The sequence below is a fragment of the Bacillus sp. FSL W7-1354 genome (assembly GCF_038002405.1).
Taxonomy (GTDB): domain Bacteria; phylum Bacillota; class Bacilli; order Bacillales; family Bacillaceae; genus Bacillus; species Bacillus paralicheniformis.
On record NZ_JBBOCL010000001.1, the window covers coordinates 2427560 to 2451805 of the forward strand.

27 protein-coding genes and 1 pseudogene are annotated in these 24246 nt (G+C 45.1%); 7 read left to right on the top strand and 21 right to left on the bottom strand.

The window, feature by feature from the left end; all coding sequences use genetic code 11:
• Positions 1-89: 89 nt before the first annotated feature.
• A complete protein-coding gene (locus MKZ04_RS12445) occupies positions 90-326 on the bottom strand; it encodes a YuzB family protein (protein WP_003184941.1) in 237 nt (78 codons plus the stop codon).
• Between the two features lie 271 nt (positions 327-597).
• Between MKZ04_RS12445 and MKZ04_RS12450 the strand changes: the two genes are divergently transcribed.
• Positions 598-1665 carry an NAD(P)/FAD-dependent oxidoreductase gene (locus tag MKZ04_RS12450; protein WP_059231505.1) on the top strand — a complete coding sequence of 356 codons (1068 nt, stop codon included), beginning with the start codon at positions 598-600 and terminating at the stop codon, positions 1663-1665.
• Positions 1666-1932: 267 nt separating this feature from the next.
• Here the strand turns inward: MKZ04_RS12450 and MKZ04_RS12455 are convergent, their stop codons facing one another.
• Positions 1933-2643 carry a DUF421 domain-containing protein gene (locus MKZ04_RS12455; RefSeq protein WP_020452829.1) on the bottom strand — a complete coding sequence of 237 codons (711 nt, stop codon included), beginning with the start codon at positions 2641-2643 and terminating at the stop codon, positions 1933-1935.
• A gap of 132 nt (positions 2644-2775) precedes the next feature.
• Here MKZ04_RS12455 and MKZ04_RS12460 point away from each other — a divergent pair, with 132 nt between their 5' ends.
• Positions 2776-3660 carry a ferritin family protein gene (locus tag MKZ04_RS12460; RefSeq protein WP_020452830.1) on the top strand — a complete coding sequence of 295 codons (885 nt, stop codon included), beginning with the start codon at positions 2776-2778 and terminating at the stop codon, positions 3658-3660.
• A gap of 360 nt (positions 3661-4020) precedes the next feature.
• On the opposite strand, the gene MKZ04_RS12465 is transcribed toward MKZ04_RS12460, so the two are convergent.
• The 4 genes from MKZ04_RS12465 to MKZ04_RS12480 all read right to left on the bottom strand — a co-directional run bounded on the left by MKZ04_RS12465 (position 4021) and on the right by MKZ04_RS12480 (position 6580).
• Positions 4021-4392 carry an iron chaperone gene (locus MKZ04_RS12465; protein ID WP_020452831.1) on the bottom strand — a complete coding sequence of 124 codons (372 nt, stop codon included), beginning with the start codon at positions 4390-4392 and terminating at the stop codon, positions 4021-4023.
• Positions 4393-4589: 197 nt separating this feature from the next.
• Complete coding sequence (locus MKZ04_RS12470; RefSeq protein WP_020452832.1) at positions 4590-5183, bottom strand: dienelactone hydrolase family protein; 594 nt, start codon at positions 5181-5183, stop codon at positions 4590-4592.
• 87 nt (positions 5184-5270) lie between these two features.
• Entirely contained in the window at positions 5271-5468 is a 198-nt protein-coding gene (locus MKZ04_RS12475; protein WP_154495611.1) for a hypothetical protein, read from the bottom strand.
• A gap of 5 nt (positions 5469-5473) precedes the next feature.
• Positions 5474-6580: a Rap family tetratricopeptide repeat protein gene (locus tag MKZ04_RS12480; protein ID WP_020452833.1), complete on the bottom strand. Its 1107-nt coding sequence runs from the start codon at positions 6578-6580 to the stop codon at positions 5474-5476.
• Positions 6581-6855: 275 nt separating this feature from the next.
• On the opposite strand from MKZ04_RS12480, the gene MKZ04_RS12485 reads away from it, so the two are divergent.
• Positions 6856-7356: a phenolic acid decarboxylase gene (locus MKZ04_RS12485; protein WP_009329528.1), complete on the top strand. Its 501-nt coding sequence runs from the start codon at positions 6856-6858 to the stop codon at positions 7354-7356.
• 19 nt (positions 7357-7375) lie between these two features.
• Here MKZ04_RS12485 and MKZ04_RS12490 read toward each other — a convergent pair whose 3' ends face one another.
• Both MKZ04_RS12490 and MKZ04_RS12495 read right to left on the bottom strand, forming a co-directional pair.
• Positions 7376-7642 (bottom strand): hypothetical protein, encoded by a 267-nt coding sequence (locus MKZ04_RS12490; protein ID WP_023856183.1) that lies wholly within the window; start codon positions 7640-7642, stop codon positions 7376-7378.
• 113 nt (positions 7643-7755) lie between these two features.
• Positions 7756-8082, bottom strand: a complete 327-nt coding sequence (locus MKZ04_RS12495; RefSeq protein ID WP_075213854.1) for a YuzD family protein — start codon at positions 8080-8082, stop codon at positions 7756-7758.
• A gap of 134 nt (positions 8083-8216) precedes the next feature.
• Between MKZ04_RS12495 and MKZ04_RS12500 the strand changes: the two are divergent.
• Positions 8217-8515: pseudogene (locus tag MKZ04_RS12500) on the top strand (NifU family protein).
• A 301-nt stretch (positions 8516-8816) separates the two neighbouring features.
• On the opposite strand, the gene MKZ04_RS12505 reads toward MKZ04_RS12500, so the two are convergent.
• The 6 genes from MKZ04_RS12505 to yutH form a co-directional block, all read right to left on the bottom strand.
• Positions 8817-10778 carry a S9 family peptidase gene (locus MKZ04_RS12505; RefSeq protein WP_341046018.1) on the bottom strand — a complete coding sequence of 654 codons (1962 nt, stop codon included), beginning with the start codon at positions 10776-10778 and terminating at the stop codon, positions 8817-8819.
• 106 nt (positions 10779-10884) lie between these two features.
• Complete coding sequence (thrB, locus tag MKZ04_RS12510; protein WP_023856185.1) at positions 10885-11805, bottom strand: homoserine kinase; 921 nt, start codon at positions 11803-11805, stop codon at positions 10885-10887.
• Positions 11802-12860, bottom strand: a complete 1059-nt coding sequence (gene thrC, locus MKZ04_RS12515) for a threonine synthase (protein ID WP_023856186.1) — start codon at positions 12858-12860, stop codon at positions 11802-11804. Before thrC ends, thrB begins: the two co-directional genes overlap by 4 nt.
• A complete protein-coding gene (locus MKZ04_RS12520; protein ID WP_095292354.1) occupies positions 12860-14161 on the bottom strand; it encodes a homoserine dehydrogenase in 1302 nt (433 codons plus the stop codon). The genes thrC and MKZ04_RS12520 overlap by 1 nt, the downstream gene beginning before the upstream one ends.
• A 232-nt stretch (positions 14162-14393) precedes the next feature.
• Entirely contained in the window at positions 14394-15356 is a 963-nt protein-coding gene (locus tag MKZ04_RS12525; protein WP_328066835.1) for a 2-hydroxyacid dehydrogenase, read from the bottom strand.
• Between the two features lie 90 nt (positions 15357-15446).
• On the bottom strand, positions 15447-16457 hold the full coding sequence (gene yutH, locus MKZ04_RS12530; protein WP_341047136.1) for a spore coat putative kinase YutH: 1011 nt from the start codon (positions 16455-16457) through the stop codon (positions 15447-15449).
• Positions 16458-16601: 144 nt separating this feature from the next.
• Here yutH and MKZ04_RS12535 point away from each other — a divergent pair, with 144 nt between their 5' ends.
• The gene (locus tag MKZ04_RS12535) at positions 16602-17102 is read left to right on the top strand and encodes a phosphatidylglycerophosphatase A family protein (protein ID WP_341046022.1); all 501 of its coding nucleotides are present in this window, start codon (positions 16602-16604) and stop codon (positions 17100-17102) included.
• A gap of 47 nt (positions 17103-17149) precedes the next feature.
• Here the strand turns inward: MKZ04_RS12535 and MKZ04_RS12540 are convergent, their stop codons facing one another.
• From MKZ04_RS12540 to MKZ04_RS12550, 3 genes are read right to left on the bottom strand one after another with little or no spacing between them, the layout of a single operon-like run.
• Positions 17150-17920: a TIGR01457 family HAD-type hydrolase gene (locus MKZ04_RS12540; RefSeq protein WP_341046024.1), complete on the bottom strand. Its 771-nt coding sequence runs from the start codon at positions 17918-17920 to the stop codon at positions 17150-17152.
• A 20-nt stretch (positions 17921-17940) separates the two neighbouring features.
• Complete coding sequence (locus MKZ04_RS12545) at positions 17941-18381, bottom strand: DUF86 domain-containing protein (protein ID WP_023856189.1); 441 nt, start codon at positions 18379-18381, stop codon at positions 17941-17943.
• Positions 18382-18408: 27 nt separating this feature from the next.
• On the bottom strand, positions 18409-18684 hold the full coding sequence (locus MKZ04_RS12550; protein ID WP_003184977.1) for a YutD family protein: 276 nt from the start codon (positions 18682-18684) through the stop codon (positions 18409-18411).
• A gap of 103 nt (positions 18685-18787) precedes the next feature.
• On the opposite strand from MKZ04_RS12550, the gene MKZ04_RS12555 reads away from it, so the two are divergent.
• Positions 18788-19405 carry a YhcN/YlaJ family sporulation lipoprotein gene (locus MKZ04_RS12555; RefSeq protein ID WP_020452845.1) on the top strand — a complete coding sequence of 206 codons (618 nt, stop codon included), beginning with the start codon at positions 18788-18790 and terminating at the stop codon, positions 19403-19405.
• A gap of 53 nt (positions 19406-19458) precedes the next feature.
• On the opposite strand, the gene lipA is transcribed toward MKZ04_RS12555, so the two are convergent.
• Complete coding sequence (lipA, locus tag MKZ04_RS12560; protein WP_256163556.1) at positions 19459-20370, bottom strand: lipoyl synthase; 912 nt, start codon at positions 20368-20370, stop codon at positions 19459-19461.
• Positions 20371-20607: 237 nt separating this feature from the next.
• Between lipA and MKZ04_RS12565 the strand changes: the two genes are divergently transcribed.
• A complete protein-coding gene (locus MKZ04_RS12565) occupies positions 20608-21588 on the top strand; it encodes a M23 family metallopeptidase (RefSeq protein ID WP_023856191.1) in 981 nt (326 codons plus the stop codon).
• A gap of 46 nt (positions 21589-21634) precedes the next feature.
• On the opposite strand, the gene MKZ04_RS12570 is transcribed toward MKZ04_RS12565, so the two are convergent.
• The 3 genes from MKZ04_RS12570 to yunB form a co-directional block, all read right to left on the bottom strand.
• Positions 21635-21748 (bottom strand): methionine/alanine import family NSS transporter small subunit, encoded by a 114-nt coding sequence (locus tag MKZ04_RS12570; RefSeq protein ID WP_341046027.1) that lies wholly within the window; start codon positions 21746-21748, stop codon positions 21635-21637.
• Positions 21745-23274, bottom strand: coding sequence for a sodium-dependent transporter (locus MKZ04_RS12575; RefSeq protein ID WP_341046029.1), 1530 nt, complete (start codon positions 23272-23274; stop codon positions 21745-21747). Before MKZ04_RS12575 ends, MKZ04_RS12570 begins: the two co-directional genes overlap by 4 nt.
• 184 nt (positions 23275-23458) lie before the next feature.
• Positions 23459-24235 (bottom strand): sporulation protein YunB, encoded by a 777-nt coding sequence (gene yunB / locus MKZ04_RS12580; RefSeq protein ID WP_341046031.1) that lies wholly within the window; start codon positions 24233-24235, stop codon positions 23459-23461.
• Positions 24236-24246: the final 11 nt, after the last annotated feature.

Here is a 24246-nt window from a genome sequence, read left to right on the forward strand (position 1 = left end):
AATTTTTAAGAATTTTTTCTCTTTTTATGTAAACCCTTTCAAACAAAGGCTTTGCATGAAAAAACGAGATCACCAAGATGACCCCGTTTTTAAATAAGTTCATTTTCATCAATGAACTTGTATATATTTTCGACCAATTCAGCCGGATTATTCGCTGTCACCATTTCTCCGTTTACAAGAGCATACATGGTCTGCATGCATTGTCCGCAGTAACTCAGGCAGCCGTATTCGACGACGTCCAGATTCGGATCTTTCTCCAATATTTCTTTTGCTTCCTGAGAACCTTGGGCAAGATTGCTGACGCAAAACTCAACGATTGGAAACACTTTATTTCACCTCACATCGCTTTTTTATCGTACCCTATTTACGTTTCAATAGTCAAAGTTTTAGGCTGAGGAATAAAGCTTTTGTAACACATTAATACCTTAAAGGGTTTTACTAATTATCGATTCAAAGCCGATATGTAGGTTATTTTCCCGAGAAATATTGTGATTTTACATCAAATTAGATATAATTCTAGAGGGTATTTACATAGTTTTTTAATTTTGCAATGAAAAAGGTTAGTTTCTTAATCTGAGGGGAAAAGGGGAATTACCAATGAGAAATTTAGTCTTGCTCGGCGGCGGGTACGGAAATATGCGGATCATTCATCGTTTGCTGCCTAACCAGCTGCCAGATGATGTGATGATCACTTTAATCGACAAAAACCCTTACCATTGTTTGAAAACGGAGTACTACGCACTGGCTGCGGGGACGATTTCCGATCATCATATCAGAGTGTCCTTCCCGGATCACCCGAAGTTAAAGATTGAATACGGGACGATTTCGTCTGTTGATTTGGAAGGAAAAAAAGTTTTGTTTCATGACAGAGAGCCGATATCTTATGATGACACCGTCATCGGACTCGGCTGTGAAGATAAATATCACAATGTTCCCGGGGCGCCTGAACATACCTACAGCATTCAGACAATCGATCAATCACGCAGCACGTACCAGGCGCTCAACAACTTAAATGCAGAAGCCACCGTTGCGATCGTCGGGGCAGGACTGAGCGGCGTTGAGCTTGCGAGCGAGCTGAGGGAAAGCCGAAAGGATTTGAACATCATCCTTTTTGACCGGGGAGAATTAATTTTGTCGAGCTTCCCGAAGCGTTTGAGCAAATATGTTCAAAGCTGGTTTGAAGAGCACGGCGTCAAGATTATCAACTGCGCCAACATCACAAAGGTGGAAGAAGGCATCGTCTACAATCATGACGACCCGATTCACGCCGATGCCATCGTCTGGACAGCGGGGATACAGCCGAATCAAGTCGTTCGGGATCTCGATGTGGAAAAAGATCCGCAAGGGCGTGTCGTCCTGACACCGCACCATAACCTGCCGGGAGACGAACACGTTTATGTTGTCGGCGACTGCGCAAGCCTGCCTCACGCGCCGAGCGCACAGCTGGCCGAAGCCCAGGCGGAACAAATCGTCCAAGTGCTTGAACTGCGCTGGAAAGACGAACCTCTTCCTGAAACGATGCCGAAATTCAAGCTGAAAGGCGTGCTCGGTTCACTCGGCAAAAAAGCCGGCTTCGGTTTAGTTGCCGAACGGCCGTTGATCGGCAGAGTGCCTCGCCTGCTGAAATCCGGCTTGCTTTGGATGTATAAGCATCATAACGGGTAGAGTTTCGCGGATGTTCGGGAAAGTTTTTCTAGTTTTAAAAAAACTGTATCATATTAAAAACCGACGTATTCGTTAGGCAAATGTTAGTTTTTTCTTTTGTATTCACACAATCGGACAGATATGAAAAACTGAAACAAGCTCATTTATCCATGATGAGCTTGTTTCAGTTTAACCAGTAAAATTTCGGGTAAACCAGCGTATTTAATAAGCCTCCTAGTCGGCTCTCAAGCGCTCACTTCTACAGCAAAGGCTCGTTCTGATTCAAGTTTATTCTTTATCAAGTGAAGAATTTATATGATCTTTATACGTATCTAAATAGATATTTCTATCAGGTGATAAAACTGCATAGAAAACTTCTTCAGCAGACAGATTTCGCTTTTGCAATTCGGACTGTAACCATTCATGAGTTAATTGATTATCTTTCAAATTATCCTCTTTCATTTTTCCATCCATGATTAATTCGATCGGGAGTTTTCCTTCTGATGCAGTGGCAATCCATAAATCCTTTTTAGTCACATTTCGAAATTGGGGTTTTTTTAATACTGTTAATGTCCCGTTTGTTTCAATAATCGCATAAAGCACTTCTTCAATTTTGAATACATCTTTTTCCCTTAGTTGCTGATTTAAATAATCAATTGTATATCGCATTTTGCGCATGTTGTGTTCAAGAATTTTCCCATTTTGAATTACAACGGTTGGATCTCCAGCAAAGAATTTCCGCGCCTTCTGATTCCAAAGGGATAGATAGGCAGTTGCCAATATTACAAATACAAATATAGAGAAAGCGAGTACCATGTGGTGAATTTTAAGTGAAGTATTAAAAGCCAGATTTGCAGTAATTGCTCCTAGTGTAATTGACGCAATGAAATCAAAGATATTCATTTGTGAAATTGTTTGTTTTCCCAACAACCTTGATCCGATCAGTAAAATGCCAAAAGCGAGAATCGATCGAAGAATTACTTCAACATGTTCACTCATTGTTTTCACCAACTCATTGTATTGTCTATGTACATCCTAGACAAAAATGGTCTTATATATACTGTGATGGCGCACTCATTATTGTATTAGGCATATACTAAGCTGATAAATACTTCAGGGACGGTGAAACTTGTGTATCCTTATTATTATGCTTATCGTACCCCTCCTGACAGAAAACTAATTAATGACATCCTCAAGGCAATTAACGGGGAGTACAGCGCCATTTTCTGCTATAAGCAAATAGCAGAAAATGCTCCCACAGAAGGCATAAGAAAGCAAATTCGTGAAATTAGACAAGATGAACAGAGACATTTTGAAGAGTTTAGGAGAATTTATACTAACTTGACAGGTCAAAAGCCAACCCCAAAAATCACAGAAGAATGCCCTAAACAGTATAGCACTAGTCTAAAGTCTGCTTTTAAAGATGAGCAGGAGACAGTTGATTTTTATTTAGATTTAGCAGACCAAACACAAGATCAGTCAATTAAAAAAGTGTTTCAGCGTGCTGCAGCTGACGAGCAAAATCATGCAGTATGGTTTTTATATTTATTAATCCATTCATCTACACAACAAACCCGGCAAGCGAATTATGGGGCAGCAGGTGCTTTAAATGCAGGTTCACTCACTTTACCGCAAATGCTCACCTACGCCATTCAGGATGAGTACTTAGCTCAAGCGAGATACAATGAAATCATTAGCAACTTCGGAAACATTCGAACGTTCATACAAATCAAAGAAGCAGAATTACGCCATATCAATGCACTACTTTCTCTTTTTGAACGATACCAGGTACAGATACCTGAAGACATCTCTAACTTATATGTCACTGCGCCATTATCCCTTAAGGCTGCATTTGCTGCCGGGGTACAAGGAGAAATTGATAATATCGCTATGTATAACAAATTTCTAACTTTCGATGTTCCAGCAGATGTGAGAACTGTTTTTACGCAATTACGCAACGCATCAGAAAATCATTTAGAAGCTTTTCGAAGAGGTCTTGAAAGAAATGAAGCTTAAACTTTGTCAATTGAATTTTTACAGGTAAGGAGAAAAACTACTTTTTTTACTCAGATGCATCCATATCAATATCTTTTCCTTATCCTATTAAAAAGTCAGTGTGTTGGCTTTTTCAACTTTACGTAAAAAGGACACTGCTCCACCTCTCAAAACCGATTAACTGACATTTCGCTGATTGACTTCAAGATCAAGCACAAGCGGGTATGCGAGACGGACCTTTTTATCAAGTGGCAAAAAGAATCTCGCTGCGCGCCAATGCTTCACAAAAACAGCGTTTTTAATTAACCCCCGTTACCTTAAACAGGCGAAATAAGGGCGCTCTCCCCTCTTATGAGTGAACGCCCTTATTTTTGCGTTTTTTTATTTCCGCCAAAAAGTTGAACAGTCCGCCTTATCCGCAATATTAAATTCGATCATTTTTTTAAGTAATGAGAAATCAAGCGGACGATCCCACGGGAAACGGACAAGCTGCTTCGTATGATCATAGCCGGCCTGCACGATTTCTTCAGAAAAACGATCAATTCCCGCGCTTTCAGGGGCAACAGCCAGGTGATGTTTCGCTGTGCTGAAACCGATAATAAAAGTGCCGTGATCGGTAAACATAGGCTGATTCCAGGCGATTTTCGGCGTTAAATTTGGAAATGTCTCCGCTGTCCAACTCAACACTTCCTCCATCCGGGCTCGATGTTCCGGGTGATCAATTCCTTCTAAATATTCTGCAAAAGCTTCCATGTTGCTCCCTCCTAAAATTAAAATGATGCTAGAACTTTGTTTCGCAAATGAACCCTTTGTAATAAGTCTATCCTTGGAACAGTTTCATTCGAATTCCCCCAGATAAGATTCTACTCAAAAAAGCCCCCTTGTCATCGGCGGGCTTTCTTGAATTGAGCGTCATACCTATTATAGCGTTTCCATGCCTGTACCGCTTTTTATAAAGCTATTAAAAACTCCATCATCGTTTCATAAGCAATTTGCGAGGACTGCCGGTTGTATTTTACGGAATACGGGTCGCTAAATCCATGCTCACCCTTCAGCTTCACCGTTTTGACATTCTTTGATTCCAATTGGGATATACACGCGGCAACGTCAAAGGACTGCTCTTTTTCCGGGAAAAAAAGCAGTGCCGGACATGAAGGCGATATGTTCAGATAGTCTCTTATCCGGGAGCCGTAGTATCCGGCGATCCCATTGACACGCTCATCTTCGCTGCAAAGCCAGGCAGCGGTTGCTCCGACGCTGAACCCGAGTAAGATGATCTTGCGATATTGACGATCCAGCTTGGATATGATTGTATTTATTTTGCGCAAAACACCGGGGAAACCGACGTTTTCCATAAAAAAAAGATAAGCCGCTTTTTCTTCAGCGTATTCAAACGGTTGATCCCGATTTAACAAATTGGGGCAAATAACATCAAAGCCCTGCTCAGCTATCAATTGGCAAACATCGTGCATGTGCCGGTTAATCCCGTATATTTCGTGCAGCACGATAACCGCTGTATCGGATTTATTTTGAATATGTATCATGTTCTGACTCCTTGTCTCTCATTGCTGCATAAAAAAAGGGCGCCGCCTTCGGCGCCAGTTTAACAGCTTGTACGGCAACAAATCAGGTTATGCAGTCTTTTGCAAAGCTGCAGGCGCTTTACCATCAAAGCTGTCGAGAAAAATCGCTCTGCCCGCCATCAGCTGGGCCGGCTTATCGTCAAGAAAAATGGCGCGACCGGCAAACTCGGCATTTCCCTTCGGCTGAGACGAAAAACTTAAAACGACAAGGCTGGCAAAGACGGCAGTCAACGCAACGGCAATCATCTTTTTCACTTTAGCTCCTCCGTTCTTTTAAGAATTTGGTCTCTTGCATGATGAGATTCTTCAAAATATTCGGCAGCTTTGTCTGCATCTCCATTTTCTTTATAGTAAAGTGCGATATCAAATGTTAATTCCGCTACATCCGTCCAGAGATTGATCGTTTTAAGATATTCTAAAGCATGTTCAACCGTAAGTGGATCCTGTTCATCATACAGAGCATGAATAAGTTTAAATTTCGACAAATATTCCCTTTCTCCTGCTTTTTCCGCGCGAAAAAATCCTTTTTCATACAATTTGCGGGCTTCTTTGACAACATTTGATTTGTATAGCACATGTGTCAGTTCAAACATGGAGTGGATGCCGTAAACCGATTCTTCATGCTCTTTGATAAGCAGCGCTTCTTTGAAATGATGTTCGGCCAAGGTGAGGAGATTGCGATTGACATAGCTCAATCCTAAGTTGTGGTGAGCCATACCGAGGAGAACGTGGTGCTTGATCAGTGCCGCGTCTTTTAGGGCTTGCTTGTAATGCTGTTCGGCTTCATCAAAACGAAATAAATCGAGTTTATTTGCTCCGATCAGCATATCGTTGCTGATCGCTTTTTGAATATAGTCATCATGTGTTTTGAAGGTTTTTAGAGCTGTTTTTGCATGGTTTAAGGAGAGGAAATTCTGTTTGATTTGATAGTAGGCGATAGCCAGTTTGTAATGGAATTCGGCGATTTCGATTTGATCGGGGATTGTTCTGAGCTTTTCTTCGGCTAGTTTATAATAATTGATGGCATTTGTATAATCCTTTTTATGAAATTCGTACATGCCTGCGAAAAAGAAATAATAATATTCGATCATGTCATCTGTGCTTTGCATATCTGCTTTTTGCTCCTGAATATCTTCGAACAATTTGGTGGAAGCTGCAAACTCTTCTGTCAGCAGTTTGTGCCGATAGTCTAAAAGATTAAAATAAAGAAGCAGATCTTGATTTTCTTCCATATTCGGCAGCCGGTGCTCAATGTCGTATTTAATCGAGACCGCTTGTGCCACTTCATGGCGCTTGATCATGACATACCATTGATTAAGCATTCCCGCGACTTCCTCATAAGCAATTTTTGTCTTCAATCGTTTATCCTTCCTTTCCTCCCATGTCTCTTCCTTTTTATGGGTTGTTTTTCATTTTACAGAATCGCTTATTTTTTGACAATCACTTTTCTAAATATTGGCTTAATTTCCTAAAATAACTCAAAATTCTGACATCAACCGTAACCATTTTCTGTATTGTTGCAAATCTCTCAGAAAGTATTTTCGTTTGACATTGTTTTTGATGACATTTTATAATTATATATGTAAATATCAACATGTTCGATTTTACAATAAACAAATAAGGAGCGGTTCATATGAATCAAGATGTCAAAGAGTTTGTCGGAAGCCATATGATCTATACGTATGAAAACGGATGGGAATATGAAATCTACATTAAAAATGACCATACCATTGATTACCGCATTCACAGCGGAATGGTCGGGGGACGCTGGGTTCGCGATCAAAAAGCCGATATCGTCAAGCTGACTGAAGGCGTCTATAAAGTATCATGGACAGAACCGACAGGGACTGACGTTTCCTTGAATTTCATGCCCAATGAAAAGCGGATGCACGGCATCATCTTCTTCCCTAAATGGGTTCATGAACGCCCTGATATCACAGTCTGCTATCAAAATGACCACATCGACTTAATGGAAGAATCGCGTGAAAAATATGAGACGTATCCAAAATATGTCGTACCGGAATTCGCCGATATCACATTCATTGAAAATGCCGGAATCGATAATGAAGATCTGATTTCAAAAGCCCCTTATCCCGGAATGACGGATGACATCAGAGCCGGAAAACGAGTATAAATGGGAAAAGGGCTTTTCATTAATGATATAATGACTGGACTTTTGTTAAGTCATGCAGCAAGGCTTTAATATCATCTTGCGATAAAGGGACAAGCATTTGATCGTAGAGGGTGATGATCTGTCCTCCCTCGTCATGCTCATGCTGCCTTAAATACTGCTGCAAAGCCCTGAGCTGGTTTTCTTTCAAGCTGGTCTGCGTTTGAAACTGCTTGATTTTCTTTAACGAAAAAACATTCATTTCGTCATCAAAATCGCCTGACATGATTTGACCCTCAATGCTGGACATGCTGGCTATCCCTCCTTATTGACGATTCGGCTGGTAGTTAGTCTGTCCGCTTTAAGAAAAGTACAATCATAAAAAATAAAACAGCAAGGGACAGATCTGTCCCTTGCTGTTTATCATGCAGGCTTATAACCTTGCTTTTCCATTTCTTTATACACGTCTTTCAGCTTCGGATTTCCTTCGCCGACTACTTGATCACCGACCATGATGAGCGGATAAAAATATTCGTCGTTCAGGATTTTTTCGGAGATTTCCTGTTTTTCAGGATCGTTTTCCGGCGGCTGATGGATATCAATGTACGTGATCGAGAAAGGCTGGTCGGGATATTTTCTTTTCAGGGCGGCTTCGAGCCACTCATACGTTTCTTTTGATGACGGAAGGTTGACACAGCTTGGACAAAGAACGTCGGCACCGTAAACAAAAAGCTCGGCTTGTTTTTTCATCAGCGGCAGCTCCTTTCTCTTTGTCTTTTATTTTATTCTATTTTGTCCTTTCGCTCCATATTGAAATGAAAATCGCTTTTTGTCTTTGCCGGCAAATATGATATAATATGTGGGAAAACGATTGAAACCAAACAATAGCTTTTTATTGTTCGACTGAATATAATGGTTGTATGATTTGAAAGGAGCGATACGAATGACGACAGAGGTCGAAATGAAAGAACAAGTACAGGAAGTGCTGGACAAACTTCGTCCATTTCTACTCCGCGACGGCGGTGACTGTGAACTCGTCGATGTTGAAGACGGCATCGTCAAGCTTCGCCTGCTCGGCGCATGCGGAAGCTGCCCAAGTTCCACGATCACCCTTAAAGCTGGAATTGAGCGCGCCCTTTTAGAAGAAGTTCCGGGCGTCATTGAAGTTGAACAAGTATTTTAATTTGAGGCGGCTGCCGTTCATTACGGCAGCCGCCGATTGTTGACAAAATCCCAAAACGACTTTTAGTTTTGGGATTTTGTCATCCTTTCAGCGTGATTGAAAACCCTTGCAGTCTAGGAAGGCCGAGCATCGGAGCAGACTTTCACAGGAGGTGATGACGGCGGCGTTCAGGCAGGACGCCTGGGCGGTTAGCCGCCGATCCTTCCTCTATTCGTGAGCACCGACGCGCAGGCCTGACAACGAATGCGAGGGTTTGTCGACACGCTGAGGCTGCCGTTTATTACGGCAGCCTTTTCTTTTTTTATAGATAATCTTCAAACCACCTGGCAATATACTCAAGCCGTCTGATCCGCTGCTTCGGATGCCCGCTTCTTGATAAATCGTGCGACGCATTCGGGAATCTGACGAGTTTTACTTCTTTCCCCATTTTTTTCAATGCCGTAAACAGCTGCTCCGCCTGTTCAATCGGGCACCTGTCGTCCCGTTCGCCATGGAGGATGAGAAGAGGAGTCTCCACCTTGTCCGCATATTTGAGCGGCGAATGCTCCCACAGTTTGCCGGGATTTTCAAAAAGGTCCGCTCCGATCTGCCAGTCTGTGAAAAAATAGCCGATGTCGCTTACCCCGTAAAAACTGATCCAATTGGAAATGGACCTCTGCGTCACCGCGGCCTTAAAGCGATTCGTGTGGCCGACAGCCCAGTTTGTCATAAAGCCGCCGTAGCTTCCTCCTGTGATTCCGAGCCTTTCTTGATCGATGAAATCATATTGTCCCAGCGCGTGGTCAACAGCTGCCATTACATCTTTAAAATCTCCCCCGCCGTAGTCGCCTCTCACCCGGTTGACAAAATCCTGTCCGTAGCCGTGGCTTCCCCGCGGATTGACATATACAACGGCGCTTCCCTTTGCGGCAAGCACTTGAAATTCGTGAAAATAAGCATTCGCATACATGGCGTGAGGACCGCCGTGCACTTCCAGAATGAGCGGATACGTGTTTCCTTTTTCATATTGAGCAGGCTTTATCAGCCAACCGTGAATTGTCAAACCGTCAGCTGTCTGAAATTGAAGCTCCTCCGGTTCCGATATGATATGCTCTTCCGTAAACGCTTGGTTGGCATCTGTTAATCGCTCCGCTGTTTCTTCACCCAATGGGAGATGGTAAAGTTCGCTCGGCCGGACAGGCAGGGCTATCGATGCCGCAAAACTTTTTTCATCCGGATGCAGGCTGAATCCGTTCAGATGCTCTTTTTCCAACCGGACCGGATAAGCAAGACCTTCGATTGATATGTAGTAAATGCCTGTCGAACCTTGGTCAGATCCAATGACATAAAAGCCGTTTCCGTCTTTGGTCCAGGCCGGTTTCGGAAGAACGCCTCCGACAAGGCTGTCCCCTGCTACTGCATCGCTGAGATGGACATCAAGCATTTCCGTCAGACACGTTAGTTTTCCTGTTTCGATATTATACAGCCATGCTTTATCAAGCGTGGCGTTTTGAAATTCCTTTTCGTTTCCGATGAATGCAAGGTGTTTGCCGTCAGGAGAAAACGATAGTGAAGAAAAAACGCCGTTTTGACCTGTCAGGCGCTTCAAATCACCTGTCGAAAGGTTCATCAAATAGACATCGTTCACACGCATATCCGTCTGATTGGCACAAAATGCAATCCTGCCTCCGCACGGTGAAAATGCGTAGCTGAAATGGTCGCGTTCTAGATCGGTCAGCTGTTTTATCTCCCCGGTTTCCACTTGAACGAGGACAAGCTGCGTATACTTTCCCCTTTTAAACCCTTGGCCGTCTAATTTATACGACAAAGAATCGACTTCCAGCGGTTCGTGATCTTCAATCTCCGTTTTTTTCTCATCGTCGACGCTTTCCTCTTTCGTCAGCCTCACTGAACAAAGCAATGACTTGCCGTCAGGCGACCATTCAGGCTGTGATACATCATAAGGAATATCGGTCACTTTTCTCGCTTCTCCTCCGGCGGCGCTTATCACGTAAAGTTGTGTGGTTTCCTCGCGATTAGACGTAAATGCAAGGGATTTGCCGTCGGGCGACCAGCGCGGATGCTGGTTTCTTCCTTTTCCAAACGTCCATTGTACTGACGCTTGTTGTTTGCGGTCGTAGACCATGATATGCGAATCATAAGAGTCCTGTTTTTCGTTTACTTTTGTTTGTACGTAGGCGATTTTTGCACCGTCAGGCGAGTACTGCGGGTCGGTAATGGATACAAGCTTGATGAGGTCTTTTTCGGTTATCAGCTGCTTCATGTTCGTTTCTCCTCCTCTATATGTTTGTCATACTATTTCGACTTTCTAAATAAAAATCCTTGTTTTGAAGGCAAACAAAAAAAGAGCCGAAAAAGCTCTTTTATCGTTAAACACTGTTTACTGATTTTCTTTCAACGATAATGCCTGTATCCGGGACATGAAGGCAGTCCACTTCACAATGCGGAAACTTAGAAGCAAGCTGATCTCTCAGCGCGTCTCCCTTTCCTTTTTCAATAAAGGAAAGGATCGTCGGTCCTGCTCCGCTTAAAGCGGTCCCAAACGCGCCGTTTTTGCCTGCTTCATGCTCTACTTTAGAAAGCTCAGGGACGAGCGCCCTTCGGTAAGGCTGATGAAAGAGGTCTTTTTGCATCATGCGGCCGACAAGCTTCCAATCTTTCGCCATCAGTCCGGCGACGAGCATATTGCTGACCGCGCTTGCTTCCACCGCTTTCGGATAAGAGAGGCTTTCGGGAAGAACATCCCGCGCATCTTTTGTCAGCACTTCATAAAAAGGAATGACGACAACGACATCCAAATCGATGTCTTTCATCGAAACCATCTCTGTTTCATCTTCTTCATGAAGTCCGATGACAAGCCCGCCGAAAAGCGATGCTCCGGCATTGTCAGGATGGCCTTCTTCAAGGCTTGCAAAATGGAGTTTCTCGCGGTCAGAGAGTTTTAAATCGGCAAGTTCGTTCGCCAGCTCAATCGCAGCGGCAATTGCGGCTGCGCTGCTGCCGAGACCGCGCGCCAGCGGAATATCGCTCCACACTTTGACGAGGCTTGGCGGAATGTCTTTTCCGAAGTGTGCGGCGGTCCGTTTGGCCACCTGGTAAATTAAATTATCCGTCCCTTCAGGTATTCCCGCTACGACTTCTGTTTCAGCCTCAAAACGCCACTCATCATGAGGAAAAACAGACAATCTCAAATAACGGGACAGCGCCATGCCGACTGAATCAAAGCCCGGGCCCAGATTGGCCGTGCTTCCGGGAACCGTAACGGAAAACAGCATGTCAGCCTCAGTCATACACGAGCGGCTCCTTTTAAGTGTTCGAGAATGGCTTCTTCATCTGTCGGCAGTGTGACAGGTTTGATCTGCGACACATCAACGGCTGTGTTCGGATCTTTCAAGCCGTTTCCGGTTAAGACAGCGACAACTTTCGCCCCCGGCTGAATCTCTTTCGTTTCCAGCTGTTTCAGTACGCCGGCAATAGATGCGCACGATCCCGGTTCTGCAAATACGCCTTCTTCTCTTGCCAGGAGCTGATAAGCGTGCAGGATCTCTTCGTCTGACACTTCATCGATTTTTCCGTTCGATTCTTTTGCAGCATTGACCGCTTTGTCCCAGCTTGCCGGATTTCCGATTCTGATCGCTGTCGCAACGGTTTCCGGCTTTTCAATTACTTTGTTTTTGACAATCGGGGCCGCGCCTTCTGCCTGAAAACCTCTCATAACCGGCAGGCCTGTGCCGTTTTTCTCATGATATTCTTTAAAGCCTTTCCAGTAAGCCGTAATATTTCCGGCATTCCCGACAGGAATTGCAAGGATGTCAGGCGCTTCGCCCAGCTGTTCACAAATTTCAAAGGAAGCGGTTTTCTGTCCTTCAATCCGGTAAGGATTCACAGAGTTGACGAGTGCAATCGGCTCTTTCTCGCAAATGCTGCGCACCATTTTCAGGGCATCGTCGAAGTTTCCGTCGATCGCAATGATTTTAGCGCCGTACATGACGGCTTGGGCCAACTTTCCGAAGGCGATTTTACCGTCCGGAATAATGACGATGCACTTCATGTTGGCACGAGCCGCATAAGCCGCAGCAGCAGCTGACGTATTGCCGGTCGAAGCGCACATGATCGTGTCATTGCCTTCTTCTTTCGCCTTGGCGACCGCCATGACCATCCCGCGGTCTTTAAAGGAGCCTGTAGGATTGACACCCTCTGTTTTGACATAAAGCTCGATTCCGAGCTTTTTCGAAAGATTTTGCAGATAAATGAGCGGGGTATTTCCTTCGTTCAGCGTCAATTCCGGTGTTTTGTCCGTTACTGGCAAATATTCTTTATATTGATGGATGAGTCCTTTCCACATTAGCTCCAACCGTTCCCTTCTACTCGATAAGTGCTTTTCACCTGATCAACAACCTCAAGATCATTCAGCTTTTGCAAGATATCCGTAAAATCCTCTTCTGACGTATGATGTGTCACAATGACAATCTCAGCCAGGTCATCATGGCCTTTAATCGGAAGCTGCAGAATTTTTTCAAAACTGACGCCTCTTTCCGAAAAAATCGATGTGATTTTTGAAAACGAACCGACCTGATCTTTAACATGAATTCTTAAAAACTGCTGGGCGAAGATTTCAGAAGGTGCCTTGATCTTCTTTTCAAATTGCGGATCGACAAAGCTGCTGCCGTTCACGCCGAGACGCATGTTTTTCATGACGGAAACCAAATCTGATACGACGGCGGTCGCAGTCGGCATGCTTCCTGCGCCAGGCCCGTAAAACATCGTTTCCCCGACGGCCTCGCCATACACGTAAACCGCATTGAATTCATTATGGACGGAAGACAGCGGATGATGCTCCGGCAACAATGTCGGCTGGACGCTCACTTCGACTTTTTGTCCGTCGCGCTGGGCGATGCCGATCAGCTTCATCGTATAGCCGAGCCGTTTGCTGAAATTGATGTCTTCATCAGACACTTGGGAAATGCCTTTCACTTTGACATCGTCAAGATCGACATTCATTGAGAAACCGAGCCTGGCCAAAATCGCCATCTTTCTCGCCGCATCAAGACCTTCAACATCAGCTGTCGGGTCCGCTTCGGCGAAGCCGAGCTCCTGCGCTTCTTTCAGCACTTCAGCATAAGGCGCGTTTTCTTTATTCATCTTCGTTAAAATGAAGTTGGTCGTTCCATTGACGATTCCCATCATTTTCGTAATCCGGTCTGAAGCCAGCCCGTCTTCCAGGCTTCGCAAAATCGGAATTCCACCGGCGACGCTCGCTTCAAAATAAAGGTCGCAGCCGTTTTCTTTCGCGGCAGCCGTCAGTTCCGATCCATAGAGGGCGATCAAATCTTTATTCGCTGTCACGACATGTTTTTTCGCCTGAAGCGCGTCAAGCAAATAGCGTCTTGTCTCCTCGATTCCCCCGATGACCTCAATGATGACATCCACTTCCGGATCTTGAATGACATCATAAGCTTCCGTCGTCAGAACATCTTTGGAAAGGTCGACATCCCTCTTCTTATCTTTATCTTTTACAAGAACTTTTTGAATCGTAACAGGGCATCCGACTTGGTGTGTCAGCTTATCCTGGTGATCCTGAATAATCTTCACCACACCGCTCCCGACTGTTCCTAATCCTAGCAGCCCCACTCGTATCGCCTTCAATGAAATTCCACCTTTCTCTCTCTTATCGTCCTCTCTCTAAGGACATTTGTAAACACAACGCAGACATTTAAGTTACAAACATTATAATGGGGGATTCTTTTTTTGACAAGATGACATTTGCTGAAAAACAAATCATGAAAACGCTTTATACATTGATATAATAAGATTCTATATATTCAGAAATATTTTTGTGAGAAAATCTTCCGACCCGTCAGGCCGGCCGGAAGAAATGTCAAATCCCGGTCTTTGCCGGCTTCCCTCCCAGGACAAGCGCAATATTTTCCGCACAAAGCCTCATCATGGCTTCTCTCGTTTCGACAGTGGCGCTGCCGATGTGAGGCAGCGCGGTCACTTGCGGCAGATTGGCGAGCGGGTGATCCTGCTGCACGGGTTCTTCCGCAAAGACGTCGAGTCCTGCGCCGACAATATCTTTTTCGATCAGGGCTTCATATAAATCGTCTTCATTGACAACCTGTCCTCTTGAGACGTTGATAAAAATAGCGGAGCGCTTCATCCTTTTGAATGCGCTGCGGTTAAACAGATGCTTCGTTTCCTCAGTCAGAGGCGTCAGGCATACCACAAAATCCGCCTGTTCGAGCAGTTCGCCAAAGGATAGATAAGTTGCCCCCAGTTCGGCTTCCGCCTCGGGATTGCGGGTGCGGTTATGATATAAAATCTCCATGCCAAAGCCTTTCGCCCGCCGGGCGACGGCTTGTCCAATGCTCCCCATCCCGACGATGCCAATCGTTTTATGATGGATATCCGCTCCGGCCAAAAGCAGCGGCCCCCAGCCCGTCCAGTTACCTTGTCTAATCCAGTCGCTTGCCTCGACGATTCTGCGCGCGGATGCCATCAGCAGAGCAAACGTCAAATCTGCCGTTGACTCTGTCAGCACGCCGGGCGTGTTGCAGCAGATGACGCCATGCTTTTTCGCAGCCTCCACATCGAGGTTGTCATAGCCCACCGCCAAATTGGCCACCACTTTTAAATGCGGCGCACCTTTTAAAAGCTCCTCATCAACTGTGTCGGAAAGCATCGTCAACAGTCCGTGCGCCTTTTTTGCTTTTTCCGCCAGAACGGCGCGCGGGCACGGTTCTTCTTCCTTTTCCCACATCTCAATACGGGCTTCTTCTTTTAACGCAGAAAGCTGTTCTTCCGGTAATTTTCTCGTTACATATACAAACGGTTTGTCCATGCTGCCTCGTTCCTTTCTAAGAGTAGCTTCCAACCAAGCATATCGAAAAAATCCGGAAATGTTAACATGAAGAAAAGAACACCGCGGCGTCTATGGTGTCCTTTTCAGCCAATTGACAGGCGGCATGCTCATAAATCCTGCGGCTCTCATGCTCGCCATTTCTTGAAAGCCATTTAGAAATTGCTCATAAGCCGGCGCTTGAGACAATAAATGGTCGAGTCTGCTTTCAAAATAATGGTGCTCTGATTCAGGAGAAATATAATACCCTTCAACCGTTTCAAAATAGTGAAGCGGAAACAGAAGCCTGCTGTACACCAGCCGTTTAGAAAATGAGGAAAGCGGCGCGGCTTGTTCGTATTGCTGAAAAAACAATGCGATGTCATTGAAGTTTTTCCTTTCGTGAAACAAGCTTCTGGCATATTCCGCAAGATCCCTGGCCGCATGATCAAACACCCATTCCATCGGGATTTTAATAAGCGGCTCGTGCCTTAAAGCCTCGCAGGTGAGCCGCTGCTGGCAAATCGTCCCGGAGTCGGCGGCCTGCGGCTGATCATCCAATTCGGTATCGGCCAAATATTGAATCGCGTTTTCGGTTAAACCGAGATAATAAGGAAACGATTCGATAAAATGTTTTTCAAAAGGCTGCAGCTGTCTTGCCTGCGTTTTTTGGATCCAGAATTGTTCCAGCTGGTCGAGCCGTTTCCCCCAAAGTTCTTTCCACTGCCCAATCCGCGAGGTTTCTTTTACCTCATAAGGGTATCCTCTTCCCTTCTGATGAAATTCAGCCAGCTCCGCCCCAAATGAAACGGAGCTGTTTGTCATGCGGGGAGCAGCTTGAAGCAGTACATATGAGGCGCCATTGTCCTCAAATGTCATCTCCCCGTCCTTTGTCAATATAAAAGATGAAACGTATGGGTCGCGCTGTTCTTGCAAATACTGACTCATACTAAACAATTCCGCCAGCTCATCCTGACTCAAGTGGGATACCGGGACGATCAAAAACATCGAATTCGGGGTATGAAAAGCCTGATAAGACAAGTATGAAGTAAGATCGCGAATATGGATTCCGAATTTTTCTTTGATCAGCTCCTTCACGGACATCACTTCCTGATAAATTTTTCTCCTTCTACACATCGTAATCATGAAGGGATTCGATTATGAATCGATTCGGAAAAAGAGTTCTAAAATCGTTACATTTTTAAGGTTGTTTGTATACACTAAGTAAAAAAAGATTGGGTGAAAATGATGCCGGAAAACAACAGCATGCATCAAATCGAAACAGCAGCAAAAGAATGGCTTGAGAAACGGGGCGTCAAGATTTCGGATATTGCTGATCTTGTCTACGTACTACAGAAGAAATATCATCCAAACTTGACAAAAGAAGAATGTGAAGAGAATGTCAACCGGGTCATGAAAAAACGCGAAGTTCAAAACGCCGTGATCACAGGGATTCAATTGGATATGCTTGGTGAGCAAAGAAAGCTCATGGAACCGCTCCAAACCTTAATCGAGACAGATGAAAGCTTGTACGGCGTCGATGAAATCTTATCCTTCTCCATTGTGAATTTGTATGGATCAATCGGTTATACAAACTATGGATATATCGATAAAATCAAACCGGGAGTGCTCGCACGTTTAAACCTTAAATCAACAGGCGAATGCCACACGTTTTTGGATGATATCGTCGGAGCGATTGCGGCAGCCGCATCCAGCAGACTGGCGCATCGAGCAAAAGATGCGGAATAAGCCATTAAAAAACACTTGTCCTTAAAAGACAAGTGTTTTTTTGCGGTTTAGATGCGATCCATCCAGTCTGTTAAAGAATCAATGACATATGTCGGCTTTTCCTGGTAGGCTTCAAGGTGTTCTTTTTTGGTCACGCCCGTATGAACGAGAAGCGTGTCCATCCCGGAATTCATTCCCGCCATAATATCCGTATCATAATTGTCACCGACCATCAGCGTTTCACTGATATTTGTGCCGAGCACCTTCATCGCCTGCTCCATGATGATCGGCTCCGGCTTGCCGATAAAAATAGGCTCTGTCTGCGTAGAAACGGTTAATACTGACGTGAGAGAACCATTGCCCGGCAATAGTCCTCTTTCTGTAGGAATGGCGATATCGCCGTTAGTCGAGATGAATGTAGCGCCGTTGCGGATGGCAAGGCAACCGACGGCTAGCTTTTCGTATGTAATGCCGCGGTCGATACCGACGACGACGAAGTCGGCGTCTTCTTCGCCGAATGCCAGTTCTTTTTCCTCAATGGCCTGGCGGATGCCTTCCTCACCGATCACATATACGGAAGCATCCGGTTTTTGTTCGGCGATAAAATTGGCGGTCGCCATGCTGGTTGTGAATACCTGGCTCTCTTCGGCCGGAATATCAAATGAAACAAGCTTGTCCGCCACTTGCTTCGGCGTGCGCGACGAGTTGTTAGTGACGAACAGATACGGGATGCTCCGTTCTTTCAGCTTCCTTACGAATTCGCATGCTTCTTCGATTTTTTCCGTCCCTTTGTACATTGTTCCATCCAGATCAATTAAGTATCCTTTGTATGTTTTCATGTTGTACACTCCAGTTTTGTTTAGTGCGGTTTGAATGCGGATACCGGACCGAGCTCATGGTTTAAATAATCGCGGATCCGCGCCGGAAATTTCTCAAGCGTTTCCGCATGCCTGCTGAGCAGCATGTCCAATTCTTCATGGTTGACATTCAAGTAGTCTTGAACCAATGTCTTCCGATAGGCGATCAAATGTTTCAGACTGTCGCCTTCCGCTTGGCTGACAACCTTTTCATCGGTCAGTATATCCATAATGTCGTCATAGCTTCCAGGATCTCTCATAATAAAGCCGTCAATCATATCGTTCCCTATATCCAATATACATTCGATCAGCGTGTGGCCGATTCGTTCGAGCGCTTTTTTTTCGACGTCGGAAGTCCATTCCTCCTGTGTTTGATAAAGCCGCAGCTCCTCTTCCAGGAAGTTCAGCGTGTTTTCGATTTTGTGTCGATCGACAAAATACATCATCAGAGCATCCCCTTTTATGATCGCTTATTTTCGCAGACGTTTTAAAACAAAGTAGGCACATCCGAAATTACAGTACTCGTAAATATATTCATCAAGCGTGCTGATCTTCGTATCAAATGTGGCCTTTTGATTTTGATCGTCAAAAAAGCCTTTCAGCCTCAGCTGGCTGTATCCCCAATCCCCGACGATGTAGTCATATTTATTTAAAATGTCGGAGTATCTGGCTTTAAACGCTTCTTCGTTAAAACCGTTTTTCACATCTTTGACGACTTCAAATGCAGCGTTCTGAACGACAATCATTCTTTTCACCTCTTTTATATGATAATTCAAACCCGTGCCGCCATCAATTGCTAAGAATAAATCCTCCCCGTTGGAAAAGCTATAAAAGAGGAGGAAAAGCAGAATGAATAAAAAAATTCTTTTAGCAGGGCTGCTGGCGGTGCCTTTAGCAGGATGCCAGACAGCCTTAAATGATACCGAACACAATATATATGACGAAGACGGAAATACCGTTCACGTTGCAGACAAGAACCCTCAATATCATGAAAAGTTCAGAAATGACAACCGGAAAGGCAGATTCGGATATGCGCGCCATCAGGCAACTCCAGTCGCAAACAAGGAAGAAATGCAGGCGCCTCAAATTGATCGGGAAGAAATGGCGCATATTATATCTAGTTTAACGGTTCAGCTTCCCAATATTCAAGATGCCTCAGCACTTGTGACAGACGAAGAAGCGCTTGTCGTGTACAAAACGGACTCTGGGCAGCGCGAACAGACGGCTGACCAAGTTAAAAAGACGGCGGCATCCGTCATTCCGAGGTATTACCACATCTATATTTCCGATGATCCGGATATGATGCAATCCGTCGCCAACTTCAGCCGGCTTGGAGCCAATTCAAGAAACGTTGATCAGCTGATGGCCGATACGATTAAGGAAATGCAAAAATCACCGCAAGGCAAAACAACGACAGGTACAGATGAAAACGGCCTTGACGGAAAAGGAAAAGCGACCGAATCCTGACCTGAAAATAAGAAAAACGCCAGCGCAAACGGCTGGCGTTTTTTCATCCAATGTTATGCCTGTGCCTGGCGTTTTTTAGACGCTTCATTCACCTGTTCATCGGCATGGTATGAAGAGCGGACGAGCGGCCCTGCTTCACAGTGGCTGAAGCCTTTTTCCATGGCGATTTCTTTCAGTTCGGCAAACTCGTCAGGATGGTAATATTTCTGTACTTTAATATGTTTTTTGGACGGCTGTAGATACTGGCCGATTGCCATGATGTCGACGTTGTTCGCAAGAAGGTCGTCCATTGTTTCGATGATTTCTTCTTTTGTTTCGCCGAGGCCGATCATGATGCTGGATTTCGTCGGGATGTCCGGCTGCATCTCTTTGGCGCGGCGCAAAAATTCCAATGATCTTTCGTATGTAGCTCTCGCACGGACTCTCGGCGTCAGGCGGCGGACCGTCTCAATATTATGGTTTAAAATATCCGGACGCGTATCCATCAGCGTTTTCAAATTATGATAGTCTCCGCCCATGTCAGACGGGAGAACTTCGATTGTTGTAAACGGGCTTTTTCTCCGGACGGCGCGTACGGTTTCAGCGAATACCCCTGCTCCTCCGTCTTTTAAATCGTCACGGGCAACGGCTGTAATGACCGCGTGTTTCAGATTCATGATGCTCACAGAATCCGCGACTCTTTCCGGCTCATTCAAGTCAAGTTCTGTCGGCAGCCCCGTCTTCACCGCACAGAAGCGGCAGGCTCTCGTACAGACAGATCCGAGAATCATAAAGGTTGCGGTACGTCTGACGGCCCAGCATTCGTGGATGTTCGGGCATTTCGCCTCTTCACAGACCGTATGGAGGTTGTTTTCCCGCATTAATTTTTTTAAGCCCGTATAGTTTTCATTTGTGTTCAGCTTGATCTTAAGCCATTCGGGCTTTCTTAGATGCTCGTCTTTCTTTGCCAATTCCATCATCTCCATTGTGGATTGTAGTCATGTTCAATACGAAATTTGTGACATAGCGCCGGATGTGTCCCTCTGCTTTGGAACCGCTTAAATTAAAATTGCTAAATCTTCATCTTTAGTCACTTTAACATAGTACAGATTTGTGAACAAGAGCTTGATTAGTCAAGATGGAATTTCTAACATTTTCTTATTATCGATTTCCGCAGATGTCACAAACTAACCGTATTCAAACTGAAAGGAGCTAAGGACACTGTGAAAGCTGTATTATCCGTTCTCATCCTCCTTTTGCTCATATCGCAGCCGTGCGCTCTTGCAAAGGAGAAAAAAGAGCCCGATCTGCAAAAGAGAATGGCCCTTTATCATAAAACAGAAGCTGCAACCCATATTCCTTGGTATGTTTTCGCGGCTGTCGACCAATACGAAATCAACATCCGCAAAAACCGCAAGGACTTGCCGAAGCAAAAAGGGCACACCGGGATATATATTCCGCAAAGCGTGTGGAGCGGACCTGAAAACCCCAACCCGAAAGATACATCGCCGCTCAGCATCAAGGTTTTTGACGGAATTGGAATGGACGGAAACGGAGACGGACTGGCGGAACCGGATCAGGATGAAGACGTCCTTTATACGTTTGGACAATACTTGTTGACATACGGAAGAGACATAGAAAATATCCGCATCGGCCTGTGGGAGTTTTACGAAAGGGATCAGACGGTCGGCATCATATCAGGCTTTATCAGGCTTTTTCAAAAATACGGCCACATTGATTTGAGCAAGCACGCCTTTCCTCTTCCCGTAAGATCAGATTACAGCTATAGAAGCACATGGGGAGATGCCCGCGGATTCGGGGGCAGGCGGATTCACGAAGGGACGGATTTGTTCGCCCATTATGGCCTCCCCGTCCGGTCGACATGCTACGGTATTGTTGAAATGAAAGGCTGGAACCGTTTCGGCGGTTGGCGGATCGGAATCAGAGATATCAACAATACGTACCATTATTTCGCTCATTTGAACGGATTCACAAAAGGCTTGAAAGTGGGAGAAATCGTCGAACCCGGCCAAGTGATCGGCTCGGTCGGAGCAACGGGATACGGGCCGCCGGGGACATCGGGAAAATTCCCGCCCCATCTTCACTACGGCATGTATAAAGACAACGGAAGAACCGAATGGTCTTTTGACCCTTATCCTCATTTAAGGGCATGGGAACGGAAAGAGCTTCGAAAGAAAAAATAAAAGACATCCCTATTTCAGAAGAATAGGGATGTCTTCTTTTCAGAGATTAACCGGCTTGGCTTTTCTTGCTTTTCACAACCGCATTGATGATGCTTACGGCCAAGCCCCCCCAAATAATGACGATGCCGATAACCATCATTGCTATAGATGCGCCGTTCATGAGGAAACCTCCTTGTCCTGTTGAAATGGCGTATATTTCAATTCGTTCTTCCATTTTGAAAGTGAAAGGATAAATCCGGCTGCGATCGCTCCAACAGCGACGCACCATCCCCATTTCAGGAGAAACTCTACCGGCAGATCACCGTAGGCCGTTGTGATATTCGTCTTGATATTATCAAACATCATATACCCCAGAACAATCGGCGTGACGACGCTCAGGCAGATTCTCCACCAGGCGCCGAGCTGAATGTCGGAAACCGAATTGGCATGAGCCTGCAAAGCTTTCAGCTCTTTCGCAAACCATGCAATCACAACGACTTCGATCAATCCGGCAAGCGCCACTCCGAAATTGTTGATAAAGTAATCGGCTGCATCGAGAAAGAACAACCCGCCTTTTGTCGCAAATACGAGCGAACACATTGCAGCAGCCCCTCCACCGAACAGGACGGCTTTCCGCCGCGGAACGTTGAATTTATCCTGAATCGCGGCAACATATGTTTCAGAGATCGAAATGAGAGACGTCAGACCTGCCAAAACTAGCGAACCAAAGAATAAAAATCCGAAAAGCACATTAAACGCCGGAAACTCATTGATGATTTGCGGAAAGACGACGAACGCCAAACCGATTCCGGAAGAGACGACCTCTTTGACTGGAACGCCTTGCTGCGCGGCCATAAAGCCCAGCGCACTGAATACCCCGATCCCGGCCAGCAGCTCGAACGACGAATTCCCGAAGCCGGTGATGAACGCATTGTTTGTAACATCGGATTTTTTCGGCAAATAGCTGGAATACGTAATCATGATGGCAAACGCGATCGACAGACTGAAGAAAATTTGGCCGTATGCCGCCACCCAAACTTTTCCGTTTGTTATCTGGCTCCAATCAGGCGTGAAAAACGCATTCAGCCCTTGAGCAGCCCCGTCAAGTGTAATCGAATAAATGACGATGATTAAAAATAAGACCACAAGCAGCGGAATGAAGATGCGGTTCGCAATTTCGATTCCTTTTTTGACTCCGGCAAATAAAATGCCTAAGGAAACAATCCAGACAATCGCGAGCGGAATCAGGACGCCCGGCACGAAGCCTCCGAATTGCCCGATGGCTCCCCCTCCAATATCAACTCTGTTTAAATATTCAGTCATTAGAAAATTTTCTGTATATTTACCCCAGCCTAAATTGAAAGAAAAGACAGTGTAAGAAATGGCCCATGCCACGATCACGGCATAATACGTCGAGATGACAAATGAGATGGCGACCTGCCACCAGCCGATCCACTCCTTTCCTTTCCCCATCCGGGCATAGGATAGCGGGGCTGAGCCCCTGTATTTATGGCCGATTGTAAATTCCATGATGAGAAGAGGGATTCCTGCTGTCAAAAGCGCGAACAAATATGGCAGAAAGAACGCGCCTCCTCCGTTTTCATAAGCTACAGCCGGGAACCTCCATATATTCCCCAAACCGATCGCAGAACCGACAGCTGCTAAAATAAAACCCGCTCTTGTTCCCCATTGCGGACGACTATCCATAAGCTTCCTCCTTTACCTTATTGAAACATCTGAAAACAATGAATTTTCTAACAATTATTATTATTGAATAGTATATACAGTCTTTTTGCCTAAGTCAAAGTATTTTTTTAAGAAAATAGACACATTCTGTTTCCAGGACGCAAAAAAAAAGCATTCTGCCTGATGTGTGCAGAACGCCTGGAAATCATTGCTTATTTTGTTCCTTTTTTTGTTCTGTTTTTTCATCCTTTGAAGGGATTTGAATCGATGGCGCCGTCTGGCTGCCGTTGCCGCTGTAGAAGTCGGGTACTTCGCCGTGCACGGCTTGAATCGTTGCCGGAATCGTATTTTTAACAACCGCCGTTTTTGTCGCAAACGGTATGACGACACGGACCTTGACTTCGACAAGAATCCCAATATTAATTAATGCATTATTAATTCCGTACGGTTCCACACTTTTTTTGAAATCTGTAAAAACATCTCCTACAACATTAAAGCGCACCGGTATTTTCGGCCCGAGGTTTCCAAGCAGGGAATTTCCCGTTGTCTGGCCGAGAGGAATTTGATAAATCACGCCATCACTCTTGTCTTCCGGCGTTTTCGCAGAAGAATTAAATTCTTCTGTTTCCGTTACTTTCAAATTTTCATGCAGCCGTTTCGTAATCTTGGTCTGCATATCGCGAACAACATGGGAATTGAAATTGATCGTTGTTACTTTCCCGTTTTCATTTGTCTTCATTTCGACCATGTTTTGCACATTTTCATCTTGGTTCATATAATCCTCGACAGCTTCCTGGATGACGTGCGTCGCAATCCGGTTCGTTTCCATTTCAGCGATGTTCAGAAGCGTCGGTTTGATGGATGAGTTGATGATCAACAGGCTGATGGCCGTTGAAAAAATAAAAAATACAAACGAAAGCAGCATGACATATCGAAAAGGCAAAGGTCCTCTTTTTGACAGAGGGCCGCGAAATCTTCGCAAGCAAAATCCCC